Annotated in this window: 13 protein-coding genes, 1 tRNA gene and 2 pseudogenes; 9 read left to right on the plus strand and 7 right to left on the minus strand. The window is 56.0% G+C overall.

The genetic code is table 11. From position 1 onward, the window contains the following. Positions 1-21: 21 nt before the first annotated feature. Entirely contained in the window at positions 22-723 is a 702-nt protein-coding gene (gene phoB, locus AC0L7U_RS15865; RefSeq protein WP_473692012.1) for a phosphate regulon transcriptional regulator PhoB, read from the plus strand. 281 nt (positions 724-1,004) lie between these two features. Here phoB and AC0L7U_RS15870 read toward each other — a convergent pair whose 3' ends face one another. Further along, positions 1,005-1,577 (minus strand): GcrA family cell cycle regulator, encoded by a 573-nt coding sequence (locus AC0L7U_RS15870; protein ID WP_473692014.1) that lies wholly within the window; start codon positions 1,575-1,577, stop codon positions 1,005-1,007. Positions 1,578-2,001: 424 nt separating this feature from the next. On the opposite strand from AC0L7U_RS15870, the gene AC0L7U_RS15875 reads away from it, so the two are divergent. The 5 genes from AC0L7U_RS15875 (at position 2,002) to AC0L7U_RS15895 (ending at position 7,907) form a co-directional block, all read left to right on the plus strand. Next, a complete protein-coding gene (locus AC0L7U_RS15875) occupies positions 2,002-3,213 on the plus strand; it encodes an acetylornithine transaminase (RefSeq protein WP_473692016.1) in 1,212 nt (403 codons plus the stop codon). A gap of 1 nt (position 3,214) precedes the next feature. Beyond that, on the plus strand, positions 3,215-4,129 hold the full coding sequence (gene argF / locus AC0L7U_RS15880; protein ID WP_473695866.1) for an ornithine carbamoyltransferase: 915 nt from the start codon (positions 3,215-3,217) through the stop codon (positions 4,127-4,129). Between the two features lie 14 nt (positions 4,130-4,143). Further along, entirely contained in the window at positions 4,144-5,130 is a 987-nt protein-coding gene (locus tag AC0L7U_RS15885) for an Hsp33 family molecular chaperone (protein WP_473692018.1), read from the plus strand. 274 nt (positions 5,131-5,404) lie between these two features. Next, on the plus strand, positions 5,405-7,564 hold the full coding sequence (locus AC0L7U_RS15890) for an ATP-binding protein (RefSeq protein ID WP_473692020.1): 2,160 nt from the start codon (positions 5,405-5,407) through the stop codon (positions 7,562-7,564). Next, entirely contained in the window at positions 7,542-7,907 is a 366-nt protein-coding gene (locus AC0L7U_RS15895; RefSeq protein ID WP_473692022.1) for a response regulator, read from the plus strand. The genes AC0L7U_RS15890 and AC0L7U_RS15895 overlap by 23 nt, the downstream gene beginning before the upstream one ends. A gap of 64 nt (positions 7,908-7,971) precedes the next feature. Here AC0L7U_RS15895 and AC0L7U_RS15900 read toward each other — a convergent pair whose 3' ends face one another. Next, positions 7,972-8,625 carry an alpha/beta fold hydrolase gene (locus AC0L7U_RS15900; RefSeq protein WP_473692024.1) on the minus strand — a complete coding sequence of 218 codons (654 nt, stop codon included), beginning with the start codon at positions 8,623-8,625 and terminating at the stop codon, positions 7,972-7,974. Between the two features lie 121 nt (positions 8,626-8,746). Further along, the gene (locus tag AC0L7U_RS15905; RefSeq protein WP_473692026.1) at positions 8,747-9,820 is read right to left on the minus strand and encodes a transporter substrate-binding domain-containing protein; all 1,074 of its coding nucleotides are present in this window, start codon (positions 9,818-9,820) and stop codon (positions 8,747-8,749) included. Positions 9,821-10,251: 431 nt separating this feature from the next. On the opposite strand from AC0L7U_RS15905, the gene AC0L7U_RS15910 reads away from it, so the two are divergent. Next, positions 10,252-11,538, plus strand: a complete 1,287-nt coding sequence (locus AC0L7U_RS15910) for a glycosyltransferase (RefSeq protein WP_473692028.1) — start codon at positions 10,252-10,254, stop codon at positions 11,536-11,538. 85 nt (positions 11,539-11,623) lie between these two features. Here AC0L7U_RS15910 and AC0L7U_RS15915 read toward each other — a convergent pair. Continuing rightward, positions 11,624-11,697 (minus strand) — tRNA-Gly (locus AC0L7U_RS15915). 151 nt (positions 11,698-11,848) lie between these two features. Here AC0L7U_RS15915 and AC0L7U_RS15920 point away from each other — a divergent pair. After that, a pseudogene (locus tag AC0L7U_RS15920) lies at positions 11,849-12,656 on the plus strand (ion transporter). Positions 12,657-13,115: 459 nt separating this feature from the next. Continuing rightward, positions 13,116-15,062: a methyl-accepting chemotaxis protein gene (locus AC0L7U_RS15925; protein WP_473692030.1), complete on the plus strand. Its 1,947-nt coding sequence runs from the start codon at positions 13,116-13,118 to the stop codon at positions 15,060-15,062. An 89-nt stretch (positions 15,063-15,151) separates the two neighbouring features. Here AC0L7U_RS15925 and AC0L7U_RS15930 read toward each other — a convergent pair whose 3' ends face one another. The 3 genes and pseudogenes from AC0L7U_RS15930 to apaG all read right to left on the minus strand — a co-directional run bounded on the left by AC0L7U_RS15930 (position 15,152) and on the right by apaG (position 18,036). Further along, positions 15,152-15,565, minus strand: a complete 414-nt coding sequence (locus AC0L7U_RS15930; RefSeq protein ID WP_473692032.1) for a DCC1-like thiol-disulfide oxidoreductase family protein — start codon at positions 15,563-15,565, stop codon at positions 15,152-15,154. Positions 15,566-15,738: 173 nt separating this feature from the next. Beyond that, positions 15,739-17,399, minus strand: a pseudogene (locus AC0L7U_RS15935) (lysine--tRNA ligase). A gap of 202 nt (positions 17,400-17,601) precedes the next feature. Beyond that, positions 17,602-18,036: a Co2+/Mg2+ efflux protein ApaG gene (gene apaG, locus AC0L7U_RS15940; protein ID WP_473692034.1), complete on the minus strand. Its 435-nt coding sequence runs from the start codon at positions 18,034-18,036 to the stop codon at positions 17,602-17,604. Positions 18,037-18,207 lie beyond the last annotated feature (171 nt).

Here is an 18,207-nt window from a genome sequence, read left to right on the forward strand (position 1 = left end):
TCACTTGGAGTGTGAAATGTAATGCCGAAGGTACTCATCGTCGAAGATGAAGAGCCCATCAGCCTGATGCTGAAGTACAATCTGGAAGCGGAAGGATATGAGGTCGAAACCTGCGAACGCGGCGATGAAGCCGAGGTTCGCCTTCGTGAAGTTCTTCCCGACCTGCTTTTGCTCGACTGGATGCTGCCCGGATTGTCGGGTATCGAGTTGTGTCGCCGCTTGCGCATGCGTGAGGAAAGCGAGCGCTTGCCGATCATCATGATGACGGCGCGTGGAGAAGAGACCGAGCGCGTGCGCGGTCTCTCCACCGGTGCAGACGACTATGTGGTCAAGCCGTTTTCTGTGCCCGAACTGACAGCGCGGGTGCGGGCGATCTTGCGCCGGGTGAACCCGGAAGTCGTCTCCAGCATGTTGCGCATGGGCGACATTGAACTGGACCGCGAAACGCATCGCGTTCGTCGCAACAGCAAAGAAGTTCATCTCGGACCGACGGAGTTCCGCTTGCTGGAATTCCTCATGACGGCCCCGGGACGTGTCTTCTCGCGTGAGCAACTTCTGGATGGTGTCTGGGGGCATGATGTCTATGTGGACGAGCGCACTGTCGACGTTCACGTCGGGCGCTTGCGCAAAGCTCTCAACCGTGGTCGCGTGAAAGATCCGATCCGCACTGTGCGTGGCGCGGGCTATGCTTTCAATGACCAGTTTGCAGTGGCTGCCGACTGATCCTTCCGAGTCGTTCGTTCGGACAGGCTGACTTTTCGGGCATGGCTTCCTTGAAGCTGTGCCCGTTTTGCTTTCTGGGGCGCGAGATGCTCTTTCACGCGCCTCAGAGGGGCGCATTCTATTTGCGGCTGTCATGCTATGCGGGCGAAAGTTGGCCTGCCGGTTCGTCGCCTCACAGGTCTTCGTGGTAGGGTGACGGTATCTCAAGCGCTATACTTCAAACACAAGAAAGCCCGCCAGATGGCGGGCTTTCTTGTAAGATCAACCTGATTTGAGAACGGTCAGGACGCTTTGGCGTTGGCAACAACCTTGCGCTCACGGCGGCGATCGCTGACAGGCTGATAGGCGACCTTGCAATGATGGGCACAATAAGGGGCGCCGGCATCAGAGTTGCGACCGCAGAAATAGAAGTCATCGGTGCTTGGATCGCCAATCGGCCATTTGCAGGTGTTTTCCGTCAGCGTCAGGATCGTCGCGCGCTGAGAGATCGGGATCACCAGATCATTGGCGCGCTTTTCCTTCGGGGCTTCCATCGGAACGGCATCGAAAATCGGCTCCGGCTGCAACGCGGCGTTGCCATGGGTCGGAAAGCTGGCCGGTTTTGACGGAGCAGCTTGTGTCGCGGACGGGGCCGCAGCACCTGTGCTTGTCTGTGGGGCGGTTGTCGAGCGGGCACGACGTGGCTTGCTCGCCTGAGCCGGCGCCTTAGCGCGGCCCGACAGGCCAAGACGATGGACTTTACCGATGACGGCGTTTCGCGTCACACCGCCAAGTTCGGAGGCAATTTGGCTTGCGCTGTGTCCCTCGGTCCAAAGCTTCTTGAGCAGTTCAACGCGATCGTTTGTCCAACTCATTTGCCGCACCCCTTAAGTGTATGGTTAATAAAAGCAGCCATTAACCATAGGCATTAAGATACGTTCGCAACGCATCAGGCTTTAGCACATATAGTGCTTTCAGATTGCTTGCCGCACGATATGTCGTGGCTGACAGGATGGAGCGTACAATAGCCGTAAAACGCCACGCAAGGTTGCGGTCCCAAACAGCTGGGGACGAAAAGACTTTTCCCCAGAATAGCCATCTTGCTGGCGGTGCATATGAAATTGGCTCGTTTAGGCCATTTCCGTTGACAATCTGCCCTTGCCGTTGTCTATAAAACCTCGACTTGGTCTGGCCGCCTGAACGGGCGGCCTGTTTTTGTTTTTCGCAGCAACACCTTGAAAGTCTGCGCGGAAACGGCAACCGGGTCGATCATCAAAGCCTCCAAAGGAGTGACGGGAAATGGCGGCGTCTGCGCTGTACGGAACATATGCAAGATCGAACCTGGAGTTTGATCACGGGGAAGGTGTCTGGCTGGTAACGAAAGACGGCCGACGATTCCTCGATTGCGGTTCCGGCATTGCGGTCAATTCCCTTGGTCATGCCCATCCGCATCTCGTTGAAGCGCTGAAGTCGCAAGCCGAGAAGCTGTGGCATACGTCCAACCTGCATCAGATTCCCGGTCAGGAAGAGCTTGGCCGTCGGCTGTGTGAGGCGACCTTTGCCGACAAGGTGTTTTTCACCAATTCCGGCGCAGAAGCCATGGAAGCGGCAATCAAAACGGCGCGCCGTTATCATTATGCTCAAGGTCAGCCAGAGCGCTTTCATATCGTGACCTTCGAAGGTGCATTCCATGGCCGTACTCTTGGAACGATCGCCGCTGGTGGCCAGCCGAAGTATCTTGAGGGTTTTGGCCCCAAGGCGCCGGGTTTTGATCAGGTGCCAGCGGGTGATCTGGAGGCGTTGAAGGCGGTTATCGGCCCGCAGACCGCGGCTCTTGCCATCGAGCCTATTCAGGGCGAAGGCGGGATTCGTGAAATCCCGACGGATTACCTGCGCGAATTGCGCAAGATCTGTGATGATCATGGAATTTTGCTGATTTTCGACGAGATCCAAACGGGTGTTGGCCGGACGGGTAAACTTTTTGCGCATGAATGGTCGGGTGTTTCGCCAGATCTGATGGCCATTGCCAAGGGCATTGGTGGTGGCTTCCCGATGGGGGCCTGTCTGGCAACAGAAGAGGTCAGTGCAGGTATGGTTCCGGGAACGCACGGCACAACCTTCGGTGGTAATCCGTTGGCTATGTCTGTTGGCAATGCGGTGCTGGATGTCATTCTGGAAGATGGGTTTCTGAATGGCGTTGAGCAGAAAGGCCTGCTTTTCAAGCAGAAACTGGCCTCGCTGCTGGATCAGCATCCGACAGTGTTTGAAGAAATTCGCGGCAAGGGCCTGATGATGGGTCTGAAGTGCAAGGTGCCGGCCGCTTCGCTCGTGCAGGCCGCGCGGGCGGAAAATCTGCTGCTGGTGCCAGCTGGCGACAATGTTGTTCGGCTGCTGCCGCCCTTGACGATTTCGGATGCTGAAATCGAGCAGGCCGTGGCGCGTATTGAAGCGGCAGCGCAGCGGTTGGAACAGGAAGCAAAATTGGAAGGAGCAGCCAGTGACCGGGGATAAGATGTCGCGGCATTTTCTGGATCTGACAGAACTTTCGGGCGATGAGTTGCGCCATATTCTGGACAGCGCCAAGAAGCTCAAGTCGGAACGCAATGGCGTGCAGCGCGGCCAGGGCCCGCTGGCAGGCAAGGTTCTGGCTATGATTTTCGAACAGCCGTCAACGCGTACTCGCATTTCGTTTGATGTTGGGATGCGGGAACTTGGCGGTGAAACGCTGATGCTGACGGGCGCCGAGATGCAGCTTGGCCGTGGCGAGACCATTGCCGACACTGCACGCGTCCTGTCGCGCTTTGTTGATGGGGTGATGATCCGTATTCTCGATCATGATTCCCTCAACGAATTGGCCGAAAATGCCAGTATCCCGGTTATTAATGGCCTGACGAAGCTGTCGCATCCTTGTCAGATCATGGCTGACATCCTAACTTTTGAGGAACATCGCGGATCTATTGCCGGGAAAACCGTGACCTGGACGGGCGACAGCAACAATGTGCTGGCCTCCTGGGCTCATGCTGCCCCGCGTTTCGATTTCGAATTGCGCATTGCCACGCCCAAGGAGCTGGCGCCGCCGCAAGATCTGATCGATCGCGTGCGTCAGGATGGCGGAACCATCTCTGTAACGGATGACCCGTTCGAAGCGGCCAAGGGATCCGATTGTATCGTTACCGATTGCTGGGTTTCCATGGGGGACGATGACGCTGAAAGTCGTCATAACCTTTTGATGCCCTATCAGGTCAATGCACATTTGATGAAGGAAGCCTCTCAGGATGCGCTCTTCATGCATTGCCTTCCCGCTCACCGCGGAGAAGAAGTGACTTCCGAGGTGATGGATGGCCCGGCGTCGGTCGTGTTTGACGAAGCCGAAAACCGGCTCCATGCCCAAAAGGGCGTGTTGGCCTGGTCGTTCGGCGCTGTGTAAGAGGCTGCGACGCTGTGGCGTTTAATGTTGAAGACTATGGTGTAGACCCGGTTGGGCAGGACGCAGTCCTGCCCTTCGCCGTTGAGGGTCTGGATGTACGCGGTCGTGCCCTGTCGCTGGGCCCGGTGATCAATCGTATTCTGGAACGACACGCGTATCCCGATTCCGTCTCTCGGCTTGTGGCGGAGGCGACGGTGCTGACTGCACTTCTGGGGACGTCGTTGAAGTTTGATGGTCGTTTCACCATGCAGACCCAGACCAATGGGCCTGTATCGATGCTGGTGGTCGATTTTTCGACTCCGGACGCGATCCGGGCTTGTGCGACCTTTGATCAGGAGGCGGTGGAGCAGGCTGTTGAGGCCGGGCGGACGTCGCCTGCCGAGTTGTTGGGGCATGGGCATCTGGCCTTGACCATTGATCAAGGCCAGCACATGCAGCGCTATCAGGGCCTTGTCGAACTCGACGGAATTTCCCTGGAAGAGGTGGCGCAGCGCTATTTCGACAGATCCGAGCAGATTCCCACGGTGGTACGTCTGGCGGTTGGGGAATTGTTCGTGCGCTCTGAGGGCGAGGCGGCAAGCCGCACCTGGACTGCGGGCGGCGTGCTGGTGCAGTTTTTGCCCGAGGCTCCGGAGCGTATGCGGGGCGCGGATCTGGATCCTGGTGATGCTCCGGAAGGGGCCGACCTGTCTGAGTTCGGTGATCTGGACGATGACGCCTGGGTCGAAGCCAAGACACTCGTGGAAACTGTCAAGGATGACGAGTTGACAGATCCGGCTGTGCCGGTCGAGACGCTGTTGTTCCGTCTGTTTCATGAACGTGGTGTGCGCCTGTATGAGCCGCAGCAGATCAACGACAAGTGCCGCTGCTCGCGTGAGAAAGTTGCCTCGGTCCTGGATGGCTTCTCGGAAGAAGAGATGGAGGAGATGGTCGTCGATAACAAGCTGGTGGTGACCTGTGAGTTTTGCAGCACGACCTACGAGTTCGACGCAAACGAATAAGTAACTCTCCTTAGAGAATACACCGCGTGCGGTCTTGTGATTTTGGAGTCCAGCAATACACTCGTTTGTGTTGCTGGATTTATTTTATAAAATTAAGATTTAATTAGATCTGTTTTCAGCGATGTGTAAGTTATTATCCGTATTTTTAAGGTCTCAATATTTATTTTTCTGCAGACTTCCCATAAGTGAGTAGCGAGAGAAGCGTCATGCCAACCATGTCTTCTCGTTAGCTTGGTAATATTACCAGGATATAAACCGGGAAGTTGGTGGGGCCATGACGAATGAAATGACATCTATCCTGAGTGTCGCACAAAGCGCGTCCGTTATCTTTGTGGGCGTTCTGGTGTTGTCGTCATTGATGCAGAAGACAGGCCGTCTCACATATTGTTCGTCTCTGCTTGCAGGGAGTGCTCTCGCGGTCGTCGGCTTGTTGGTGATGCTTAATCCTTTCATGCCAGTTGAGGGCGTGCGGGTTGATCCTCGCAATGCGGTCGTCGTGCTTGCTGCGGGGTTTGGTGGTCCGATCGCCGGGTTGGTGTGTGGTGGTGCATTGGCGGTGGCACGAATGCTCTTCGGTGGCGTCGGCATGTTGCCAGGGGTTGTGAGCATTACGGTGATCACGATTTCAACGCTTCTTATTCGCCACCTCTGGGTCAATGTTTCACGTCGTGACTTGTCTGTCGCATATCTCATGGTGATTGCCGGACTGCCCGAGGTCTTCAGCGCCACTGCGACGTTCTACACGTCGTCTCTCAGTCTGGATATCTGGCTGGCGGTAACGCTCGCCGCGGCGCCGGTCAATGTCGTCGCTGTCTTGTTGTTCGGTGCATTGCTTCTACGCGAACGCAGCCGGCGCCTGGAGATCCGCGAAAAGCGCGTCATCGAGCAGCGGTTGGCAACCATTGCAAAAACAGCGCCGACAGTCCTTTTCCAGCTTCGCTATAACGCACAGGACGAACTGGAATTCAGTTATCTTTCGCAGAGTGCTGATCGTATGCTTGGAGTGCCAAGTGCACGTGTTGAGGAAGCGTCGGATATTATCTTCCGCATTTTGCCGCACTCCAGTCACGCTGATCTTGTCTCCAGGATCGAGGCCTCAGCCGACACCGGCGAGGGGTGGACGATGGACATCGAGTGGCTGCGGATGTCTGATCAGGCCATTATATGGGTTCGCTTCATGGGCGAGCCAGTGCTTTCGGATGAGGGCGACCTCATCTGGAGTGGCACTATCAGTGATATCACCACGGAAAAGCGTAATGATCAGCTGAAAGATGAATTCATCGCGGTCATGAGCCATGAATTGCGGACACCTTTGAGCGCTATTCGCGGCTCTTTGGGGCTGCTGAATTCTGAGAATGAGCGCGTGCATCTTTCCAAGCATGCTCGTCATCTGATCGGCATTGCCTACAACAACAGCGTTCGCCTTGTGTCGATGGTCAATGACATTCTGGACATCGAGCAGCTAAGAGCGGGCAAGATGCGCTTCAACAACAGCAAGGTATCTTTGAACCGCTTGCTCGAGAAGAGCTATTACGCAAACGCGGGCTACATGCAGGAGAAGAACGTCTCGACTGTGCTGCTTAGCGATATTGACGAGGTGCGGGTCAATGTCGACAGCGACCGCTTGCAGCAGGCCTTCGCAAATCTACTGTCTAACGCAATCAAATTTTCGCCAACCGGAGGTATGGTGCGGATTGAGGCCTTGCGGCAGGGCGAGAATGTTCAGATAACAATTCAGGACGAAGGTGCGGGGATCCCGGCAGAGTTTCGCGATAGAATTTTCGGACGCTTCGAGCAGGCAGAAACGGCCAATGTGCGCCGGACAGGCGGCACTGGATTGGGGTTGAATATCACCCAGTCGATCGTTGAGCAAATGGGCGGCGAGATTGGCTTCACCTCGACGGAGGGGCAGGGCTCCAGCTTTTTCATCAGGCTGCCGATTGTGAAAGAACCTTTGGCGCGCGTGTTCTCGCTGGTGCCTGAGAAAACTGATGTCAAGCCGCGTGCCCTCGTGTGCGGGGTGATGGCCGAGGACCTGCCGGTTCTGCGCGAGGCGTTGAGCATGGCAGGGATCATCAGCGATGTTGCTCCGGATGAAGCATCTGCCCTGCGTCTTGCCGCAGAAGGAGACTACATTTTTGCAGTTTTCGAGAAGGTCGTTGGGGCAGAAGCAGCAGGATCACCCGAGAGCATGTCTCCGAACTTCTCGTTGCTGAACAATTTGCCGACGTTCAATCTCGAAGGTGACGCATGTGATGTGGCGCTGAGCGACCAGATCAGGAAAATGGAAGCTGAAGGGGGGCAGTCCATGGTGTTCAGCGAAAGTGTCGCACGGTTGCTCGGCGTTCTTGAAGCCCGAACGACATTGACCCCCGGCGCAAAATCCCGGGTTAGAAAGGCGAGAGAGGGTGATGCAGGTTTTATATATCGATGACGAGCCAGATCTTCGTGAGATTGTTCAGATGTGTCTGGAGCTGGATGGTGAGTTTTCGGTCAAGACCGCAGGCTCAGGCGAACAGGCGCTGGAAATGTTGCGGAGCGAACAACCGGACCTGATCATCCTGGATGTGATGATGCCGGATATGGACGGACCGGAGACGCTCGCGAATATTCGAAAGAATGACGACCTGGCCGATGTGCCGATCATCTTCATGACCGCGCGGTCGCAGTCGCGCGAGATCAGCCATCTCATGTCGCTTGGCGCCTTGTCTGTGATGCCCAAGCCATTTGATCCGCTGACTTTGGCGGCAAGTGTTCGGGAGCAATTTAAAGCATAACATCATGTTGCTGCGCCGATCGATCTGTCGGCGCAGCGACTGCTCGTAAACGTGCAAGCGTTTATCAGGAGGTGGTAAGCGTCTCGGCAAACACTGCGGTCAAACGGGCTGCTTCTTCAATATTGCTGTCGAGTGTGGCAATTGCCCGTCCGCGTGGGCCGAAGTCGTGGTTGCCGTCATCCACATAATGAATGGTCACATCTGTCGGCAGATCGATCCTGTCGACCTCGACCTGGCTGCCGAATGGGTCGCGTTCGCCTTGCACGATCTGCAAGGGTCGGCGCGTATTTTCCAGCGGATCAAGGCGCCACGGGGCATCACTTTTGCCAGTGGCGTGGAACGGATAACCGAAGCAGGCAACCCCTGCGACACGTGATGGCAGGCCCTCATTGCCCGCCAGCATCGCGGCGATCCGTCCGCCCATAGACTTGCCGCCAATCATCAAAATGCCCTGCACATCCGGCAGAGCCTCCTGCAAGGCCGTTTGATATTCGCCGATCAGTGTTTCGGCACGCGGGGCAGGGCGTTTCTTGCCGGTGGTGCGGCGCTCCGCCATGTAGCTGAATTCGAAACGGGCGACGCTGACATCATGCAAGGCCAACGCAGTAGCCAGCTTGGTCATGAAGGGGCTGTCCATGGCTGCACCGGCGCCATGAGCAAGCAGAAGCGTTGCGCGGGCTGATCCGTTCGAAGCCGGTGTCCAAAGAAAATCTGTCATGGAAGTCCTGTTGTTTGCGCAAGGACCAGACCTTGATGAAAGGTGCAGTCCGTGCCATGGGGCGTCGTGTCAACTCGCCCGGTGATGTCGTGCCCTGTTGGCATGCTCACGCGTGCGTAGGCTAATCCAGAAATGGCACTGGGAAATAGCGCAAGTAAATTTCCTGATACTTGCCGTTCTTGATCAGGGCATCAAGTGCGAAATCAATGGCCTGAGCAGTGGTCGTGTCATCGGCGCGCATGGCGAGCGATAAGCCGCGGTCGAAGTACCCCGGTTCCAGCCATGGCCCGCCAACCAGTGTGCAGCAGTCTTTGCCAGCCTCACTGGTGGTCCAGAAGGACAGTGCCAGTCCATCCCCGAACACGGCGTCGGCACGGCCATCCTGCAAGGCCTCCAGGGCTTTTTCTCGCAAGGGAAAGGCAAGTGTCTCCACCTCCGGCCAGAATTTTCGGGTAAAAGCCTCATAACGTGAATTCTTCAGCACCGCTATGCGCTCTCCCGCCAGAGCATTCTCGCTAAACTGGTGCGCGTCCGTCTTGCGCACCAGAAACCGGGCGGGAAGCCGGATGTAGTTGCGAGAAAAAGTCAATTTCCCAAGGGTCTCTGCCGAGGGTTGCAGGCCAGCGGCAATCACGTCGCCTTGTTTTTTCAGCAGAGAAGGCACCAGCTGATCAAACGGCATGATCTTCAGAGCGCAGGCATCTTTCAACTCGGTGCAGAGTGCGCGCGCCAGATCCACATTGAACCCGACCAGTTCATGATCCTGATTGCGGAACACAAAAGGCGGGAAATCATCGCTGGCGATGAATTCGAGTTTTGCCGGAATGTCTTCTGGGCGTTCGACGGCAAGTTGCGGGTTCCATGGCAAAGGAGCGTCCAGTGATGGTGGAGACGCATCGGCCGCCAGAGCCAAAGTCGATCCACACACGACCGCCACCAAGACGCTCAGGTAACCTGCGAACAAGGTTATTGCTTTTCTTTTTTGTTCTTGATTAAAATGACCTTGCGTTAATTTGTAGTATTCTAAGTATTTTTTACAATATATTTTGGGTTGGGGAGTGTGGTGATGCGCGAAACCTGGTCCGGGGATCTGGAAGTCCATCATTTCAGAGGGCTTTCTGATCACGCACTCAGGCTGGCCTTGAGAAAAAGCGATGCTGCTGGTGTCGCGCCTGCCGAATACCTGGTTAAACATTCTTATGTCTCCGAAACAGCGGCTTATAGTGCTCTTGCGGAGATTTGTGGGGCCCGGTTTTGCGCGGAAGATGGCTTTGCCCTGCACTGTGAGGCTGCGCAGGGCGCGCTGGGGCCAAGGCTCGACGGGCGTGGGCCTGTGCCGATGCGCTCGCACGGAGAGGGGCGTGCCTATGTTATTGCGCCGCAATACTCGGAGTTTGAAGAGGTTAGCGCGCATTTCGATCGATTTCCCCAATTGCGCCATTCCGTCAGCATAACAACGCCGTCAGCCTTGAAAGGCGCTTCGCATAAATCTGACACGCCGCTGGCTGCTCTGGAAAGGCGTTTTCCGGAATTTTCCGCAAAAGAAAGGCTTTCCCCCTACAGCGTCTGCTGGTTCCAACTGCACTCCTGTCATTTCTCGTGGGCTTTGTCGTTCCCGTGGCATTCGTGACGCAGCTGTCGGTGCTGCTCGTTTCGGCGTTGTCGGTCCTGATTGGTGGCGCGCGCTGCATGGGAGCTCTGGCCAGCTTGCCGGACCCCATCGACTATGCGCTGCCGGAGCGTTTCAATCACGGGGATATTCGCTGGCCAAGCTATACGGTTCTGGTGCCACTCTACAAAGAGGCAGCGGTCGTGCCGGATCTGGTTCGGGCCATGGCGGCATTTGACTATCCGCGCGACAAACTTCAGGTGATTTTCCTTCTGGAGCCTGAAGACACCGAAACCCGGCTTGCCTTTGTCGGCCGATTGCAGGAGGGCATGGAGGTTCTCACTGTGCCGCAGGGCTTTCCCAAGACCAAGCCGCGGGCTTTGACTTTCGGTCTGGAGAGAGCTGTTGGCGAATTTTTGACGGTGTATGATGCGGAGGATCGTCCAGACCCGGATCAACTCAAGAAGGCCGCTTTGTTTTTCGCCCTGGCGCCGGCCGATGTGTCCTGCCTTCAGGCGCGGCTGGCGATTGATAATGCGCATGAGAGCTTTTTTGCGCGTCAATTTGCGTTGGAGTACGGCTGTCTGTTCGATCAGATCCTGCCATGGTTTCATCGACGGGGCTGGGCTTTCCCTCTCGGGGGCACATCCAATCACTTCCGCACGGATGTCCTGCGCGAAGTGGGTGGGTGGGATGCTTATAATGTCACGGAGGATGCGGATCTGGGCGTTCGGTTGGCGCGCTTCGGGCATCGGCTGGGTGTGTTGCCCAGTTCCACCTTTGAGGAAGCGCCGGTGACATGGTCGGCTTGGTTGGCACAGCGTACCCGTTGGCATAAGGGGTGGATTCAGACGCTGCTGGTACATTTGCGCGATCCCGTGCTCAGCTTTCGTGAAATTGGCGCGCTGCAGGCCTTGGCGATGTTTGCCATGATCGCTGGCAGCTTTCTGATGATTGCGCTGGTGCCGGTCGGTTTGATGACCCTTGTCGCCTACAGCAGCGGGCTTCTGGCGTTGCCTGACTGGGTGGGACTCCACGGAGCGCTGCTTAAAACGGTCTGTCTGTCGGGAATTGGCTTCGGGTATTCAGGTGTTCTGGCGACAACTGTTCTGTCGTCAGTGCGGCGCGGCTACGGTGTCCGCCTGAGTGATGCAGTGGCCGTGCCGATCTATTGGCTGTGCACCAGCATTGCCTTTTATGCGGCTGTGCTTGAGTTCTGCCACGCTCCGTTTCGATGGAACAAGACGCCCCACGGCGTGTCGCAGCAAAGGAGGCGCAAAGCCAAACCGCCTCGTCCAGCATAATCACATAAGCGCCCACACCCTAAGCGTTGGTGGTTCAAACCTCGGGTGGTGCGGAATGTGATCGACTAATTCTGGAGGGAATGGCTGGAGCGGGTGAAGGGAATCGAACCCTCGTCGTTAGCTTGGGAAGCTACTGCTCTACCATTGAGCTACACCCGCATCAGTCTGACCATATCTGATCCCTGGGAGCGATGCTGTCAAGCAGCAACCGGGAACAAGAAAATGTCACCAACAGACCTTTTGCTTGCTCTTGCTGCTCTGATCAAAAGTCGCCATCTGACGGGGATGAGTGGGTTGGCAGGAAGGTGAAATGCGCAAGAAGATCGGGAAGCTGTTGCAATCGCGCCAATGGGAGGCTGCGATCGTCACATTGATTGTTGTCAATGCCATCACTTTGGGTCTTGAGACGTCCAGTCAGATTATCGGGCGGGCAGGGTCTTTGTTGGAATGGGTCGATACAGTCGTTCTCTGGGTTTTCTGTGTTGAAATTGCCTTGAGAATTTACGTTGCCGGTCCGCGTTTCTTCACTGGGGCGTGGAACCTGTTCGATTTCGCCGTCGTGGGCATCAGCCTGCTGCCTGTGGCCGGGCCATTCTCCGTCCTGCGTGCCTTGCGCATTCTGCGTGTGCTGCGGCTCATATCAGTTGTGCCGTCCTTGCGGCGAGTCATTGGCGGGTTGGTGGCCGCTCTGCCGGGCATGGCCTCGATCATGGTTCTGATGGCGCTGGTCTTTTACGTCTTCGCTGTCATTGCCACGCAACGCTACGGGGGAGCCTTTCCCGACTGGTTCGGCACGCTTGGTCGCTCGATCTATACGCTGTTCCAGATCATGACGCTGGAAAGCTGGTCCATGGGCATTGTTCGCCCGGTGATGGAGGTGTTCCCTTATGCCTGTATTGTTTTTTGTGCCCTTCATCTTGTGTACCGCCTTCACCGTGCTGAACCTGTTCATCGGGATTATCGTCTCCGCCATGCAGGAAGAGCATCTGCAAGCTGTCGAGGATGAGCTTCGTCTGGAGCAGGGCAGGGGCGTGTCCGCTGATCAGCAGGCCATTCTTGACGAGTTGCGCATGCTTCGAGCCGAGGTGAGGGAGCTTGGCCAACAGCGGGACGGATAGGGCGTTGCCACGCTTTTTCAAGCAGGGCTTGCTATTTACCGCAATGTTAGAAGAGTAAATAACTCCGTCGTATTGACAATTTTCTAGCTACTAAAGTTATTTCATGTTTTTGAGAGATATCTTTATTTCAAATAAAAAATGATTCTCTTTAGTTATTTTCATGTATTTATCGCGTATATATGATTTTCTGAAATCAATTTAAAGTAACTTTATGATTTTCTGGAAATTTATATTTTTTATTTTCTCTTGTAATATGACAGCTCTACGTGTTGTGTGACAGTTTTATGAAATTCTATTATTTTAACGCAATATTAGATCGAAGCGACAAAGAAGTGACTTGTCAGCGCGGTGTTGACACTGGGAAGCCTCCACTTCCGCTGTTCCTTTTTGCTTCGGATGCTAAGCCAAATGTTGAAAAAGCTGAAAATCAAGACCCGCATTTCTGCAGGTTTTTTTCTGATGACGCTACTGCTGCTTCTGTTTAGCGCATTCACCATCTATCAGACACGATCAAGCCAGGTCGGCTTCGAAACATTCAAGTCGCGAAATGCGACTGCCCAGCAAGTCACCGAGATTAATCTGGAAGTGCAGCGTCTGCATGCACTGCTCGCCTCGTACCTGAGCAATCCAAGTCTCAAAAACGTTCCGAATGAGGTCAGCGAGCTGCTGAGAGGTCTGCGCGGCCGCATGATCTCCTTGCGCAAGGACACCGATGAAATTCACTTGAAGCAAGTCAAAACAGTTCAGGACAACGTTGAGGCGTATGCGGTCGCCACTGAAAAACAGATTGCCTTGATGCAAACCGAACAGGCTGACCTGCAAGGAACCGTGGCAACGGTGCCCAGTATCCTTTCTCCTCTTGAAGAGGCGCGCGAGCAGGCGCATGAAATCACGGATGAGAATTTGCTGAACGCCTTGTCCCAGGCGCAGCAGGCCATCATGGATGCCCGCGTTTATTCCTTTCAGTTCCTTGGAGATGATCCCAAGGCTTATGACCTGTTCATCGACGCTCTCGCAGCGTTCAAGAAGCATCTCGACAAGGCTGCCGGGCTGGATCAGACGCCACAGCTTCGGGCCAAGATCAAAGCAGTCAAAGCGGGTTTTGAGACCTATGAAAAACTCGCACTCGCCATGTCTCAGTCGGCCCTGAAAGTTCGGGCGAATGACACTGCGATGAGCCAGAACGGCGCGCTTTTGCGCGCCAATCTAAATGAGCTGGCCAAGAGCTATGAAGTTGAAAGCGAGACTTTGGGCAACACGACATCGACGGCGATCTCGCGTATTTTGCGGGCGACTGTTTGTGTTTCGCTGATTGCGATCATTCTGTCGATGGTGATTGGTCGTTTGGTGGGGCAGAGCATTTCGCGTCCTCTGCGGTCCATCACCGAAGCCATGACGCAATTGGCCGCTGGCGCCAAGGAAACGGAAATTCCGTACCAGGACAGCCGCGATGAAATTGGCGAGATGGCCGATGCGGTACATGTCTTCAAGCAAAGCATGATCATGGCGGAACATGCGACACTTCGTGAAAAGGAGGAAGCACGTCGTGAAGAAGAACGCGCCGTTCATCTTCAGGTTCTCATCCGTGAATTTGACGAGAACGTTTCCTCGCTGCTGACCTTGGTCGCCGACACCTCGTCGGAGATGCAGGATACGGCGGTTGCCATGTCGGGCATTGCTGAGAGCACCAATCAGCGGGCGTCCACGGTTGCGGCGGCCTCGGAACAGGCTTCGACCAACGTGCAGTCCATTGCCACGGCCTCCGAGCAGCTCTCCGCCTCCATTCAGGAAATCGCGCGGCAGGTGTCGGAATCCTCCAAGATCGCAGCACTTGCCGTGCAGCAGGCGGATCGCACGAATGCGCAGATCCAGGGGCTGGCCGGCTCCAGTCAGCAGATCGGGGATGTGCTGGAAGTGATCTCCACCATTGCGGCCCAGACCAACTTGCTGGCGCTGAATGCCACCATCGAGGCCGCGCGTGCCGGGGACGCCGGTAAGGGCTTTGCCGTGGTCGCGGCCGAGGTCAAGCAATTGGCTACGCAGACGGCCAAGGCGACAGACCAGATCCACGCCCAGATCTCCACGATTCAGAGTGAGACAGGGGATGCGGTCGCGGAGATCCAGTCGATCAGCACCACGATCAAGGACATCAACGCGATTGCCACAGTCGTGGCGTCCGCGGTCGAAGAACAGAATGTCGCAACCTCGGAGATCGTGCGCAGCGTTGAACAAGCCGCATTGGGTACATTCAACGTCAGCCATAATATTGCGGATGTGACAGAAGCAGCCCGTGAAACCGGCACGACTGCAAGCAAAGTCACGGCGGTGGCTCAGAGCCTGAGCCAGCGGTCGGAGCAGTTGAGCAAGCAGGTTGAAAAATTCCTGATGGATATTCGCGCCGCTTGATCTGCCTTTTTGCGCAAGGAATCAAAGCCCGCCGGTTCTCTCTGGCGGGTTTTTTTGTATCCGTGACATAAGTCACAGGTCTGAATCGGTCAGGAGGAGGAGTGCGCCAGCCGTTTGCGGCGGAGCATCCGCAAGGTCGCATTGCGACCTGCTCGCAAGACCGGGTAGAGCAACTTTGAGCTGCGCGGTGAGGACAGCATCAATCGGTTCAGGCGGTTGAAGATGTTGACGGGCGTTGACAGCAATGCCAGCGTATTGACCGCATCGGCGCCACTGAGCCGGTGGCCCGCCCAGTCGACCACCATGCCCTCATCAAGATCGAACCCTTCATTCGCCAGTGCCTGTCGGGCCTCGGGCGCATGTCTCAGATCAATCAGACTGACTGGTCCGACACTCTCGCGCAGGCGCAGCAGGCCGACATATCGCGAACAGAAGGGACATTCGCCGTCGTAATAGATTTTCAGGGTTGCCGGAACAGCAGACCCTGCGGGCGACTTGAACACGGGACTTTCCTTCAAGTGATGCAGGTTGCATCTGAAAGGGAGGATCATAGGCGCTTTGCCGGAGCTTACGCAAATGAGTTGCGAGAGGGGAGACGATGGATGGACGCGCCAAGAAAAAAGGCGGCTCCATGAGCCGCCTTCCTTGAGACCGGATCAGATCGCTGCGATGCGGATCAATTGGTCAGTTCGCCGGACAGCGCCTTCTTGATCAGATTGCGTGTTTCTTCGATACCATAAAGCGCAACGAAGGAGCCGAAACGTGGTCCGCGTTCCTGACCAAGGAGAACCTGATACAGCATCTGGAAGAAGACGACAGACACGCCGGGGCCCCCATCTGGGCCGGTTTTCTTCAGATCCTGATAGCGCTCGATCGGGCGGGCCACGTCGAGGCAGGCGTCCTGTATCTGCGCACCATCCGCATCGGCGGGCAGGGCGGCCAGAACGGCTTCCAGATGTTCGAGTGCGGCGCGCTCGACATCGTCTGCCGGACGAAACGACTTGTTCGGCTTGACGAAATCATCGAAGTAACGGATTGCATAGCCGACCAGCGCATCCAGATGCGGGTGGGTGTCAGACGTGACGCCCGGGGCATAGCGGGTGATGAAGGCCCACAGCACATCCTTGTTTTCGGCATTCGATGCGGACACGAGGTTGAGCAGCATGGCAAAGGGCACCGGCATGTCGAGATCCGGCACGCGGCCAGAGTGAATATCGCCAGGCCGGGTTCTGCAGCTTTTGCTCCACCGGCATCGTCTGATACTTGGAGGCAAAGGTGTAATATTCGTCCACGGCCTTCGGGATCACGTCGAAGTAGAGCTTCTTGGCGGTCTTGGGCTTCTGGAACATGTAGAGGGCAAGGCTTTCGGTCGGAGCATAGGTCAGCCATTCGTCGATGGTCAGGCCGTTGCCCTTGGATTTGGAGATTTTAGCCCCATCGTCTGCCAGAAACAGCTCATAGACAAAGTGCTCAGGCGGAGTGCCCCCCAGAGCCTTGCAGATGTTGTCATAGACCGGCATGTTTGGGCCGTGGTCCTTGCCGAACATTTCAAAGTCCACGCCGAGAGCGGCCCAACGGGCGCTGAAGTCAGGCTTCCATTGCAGCTTGACGTTGCCGCCCTTGACCGACAGCGTGCATTCTTCGCCGTCTTCATCATCGAAGGTCACTGTGCCGTTTTCCGCATCAACGTGCTTCATCGGCACGTAGAGCACACGACCGCTCTTTGGCGAAATCGGCAGGAACGGGCTGTAGGTCGCCTGACGTTCTTCGCCAAGCGTCGGCAGCATGACATCCATCACCGCCTGAAAACGTTCGACTACCCGCTGCAGGATGTTGTCCATCTTGCCGGACTTGTAATACTCGGTCGCGCTGATGAACTCGTAGTCGAAGCCGAAGTGATCCAGAAAGCGGCGCAAAATAGCATTGTTGTGCGCAGCAAAACTCTTGTGCTCGCTGTCGAATGGGTTCGGCACGGCGCTCAATGGCATCTGAAGATATGGCTTCAGCGCCGCCATGTCCGGCACGCTTTCCGGGATCTTGCGCATTCCGTCCATATCATCGGAGAAGCACAACAGGCGCGTCGGCACCTTGTCTTCGGTCAGCAGGCGAAACGCCGTGCGCACCATCGTTGTGCGGGCCACCTCGCCAAAGGTGCCGATATGCGGCAGGCCCGAGGGACCATAGCCGGTTTCGAACAGAACCGGAATTGACGGATCCCGTTTCTCGATCCGTTTGACCAGTTTGCGCGCTTCTTCAAAGGGTACAGGCTTTGGAAGTCCGGGCCGCTTCAATGAACTCGGGCGAGAGGTCAAGCGGAGGCAGGGCGTTTTCTGTCATGATCGTTGGGTCTGTTCTTGATGTTGTGATGAATGAGGTCGTCGCAATACGTTCCTGAAACGTCGGGACGTAAAGTGTAGGCGACACTAGAAAAGGCGGTGCGGCGCGTCAACGTACAACTGGGGGCAGGCGCCGGTTTGTGGCGTTTTTCTCAGTCTTCACGGGCTTGGCCGGGCACTCACGATCCGAGCCACAGCAGCATTCAGTTCAGACTGTGAACCGCATCTGGAAGATCGAGAGAAAATGCGGGAATGGTGACGTCAAAGGAGGAGCCGTCTTCGCTCTCCATCTTGTAAGTGCCCAACATGATGCCCGAGTTGGTGCGCAGCGGACAACCGGACGAATATTCGAAGGTCTGTCCAGGTTCGATGACCGGTTCTTCGCCGACAACCCCAGCACCACTGACTTCTTCGACGCGACCGAGTGCGTCCGTGATCTTCCAGTAGCGCGAACGCAACTGGACACGCTGGCGCGTGCCATTGCGGATCTCAACCACATAGGCCCAGACATAGTGACCCGCTTCCGGGTCCGAGTCATCGTCCAGATAATAGGGTTCTACAGAAACTTCTATGCCATTCGTGACGGCGCGATATTGTCCCGACACGTGAGCTCCCTCGATGATGGCTGTCAGGCGCATGGTCTTGCTGCAAAGGCTTATAAGGCCAATGAGCGTGGCGCGAAAGGGAGCCGTTTATTTCTTTTCGTCTCTTGGACGAATTTCTGCAAAAACCTATTGGATCAAGGCCCTGCCAGAACGCGCCAGAACTTTTCACCTCTGACAAGCTATCAGGAAATGTTGCCCATCACG

Source organism: Roseibium sp. 10G30-5, assembly GCF_055809635.1.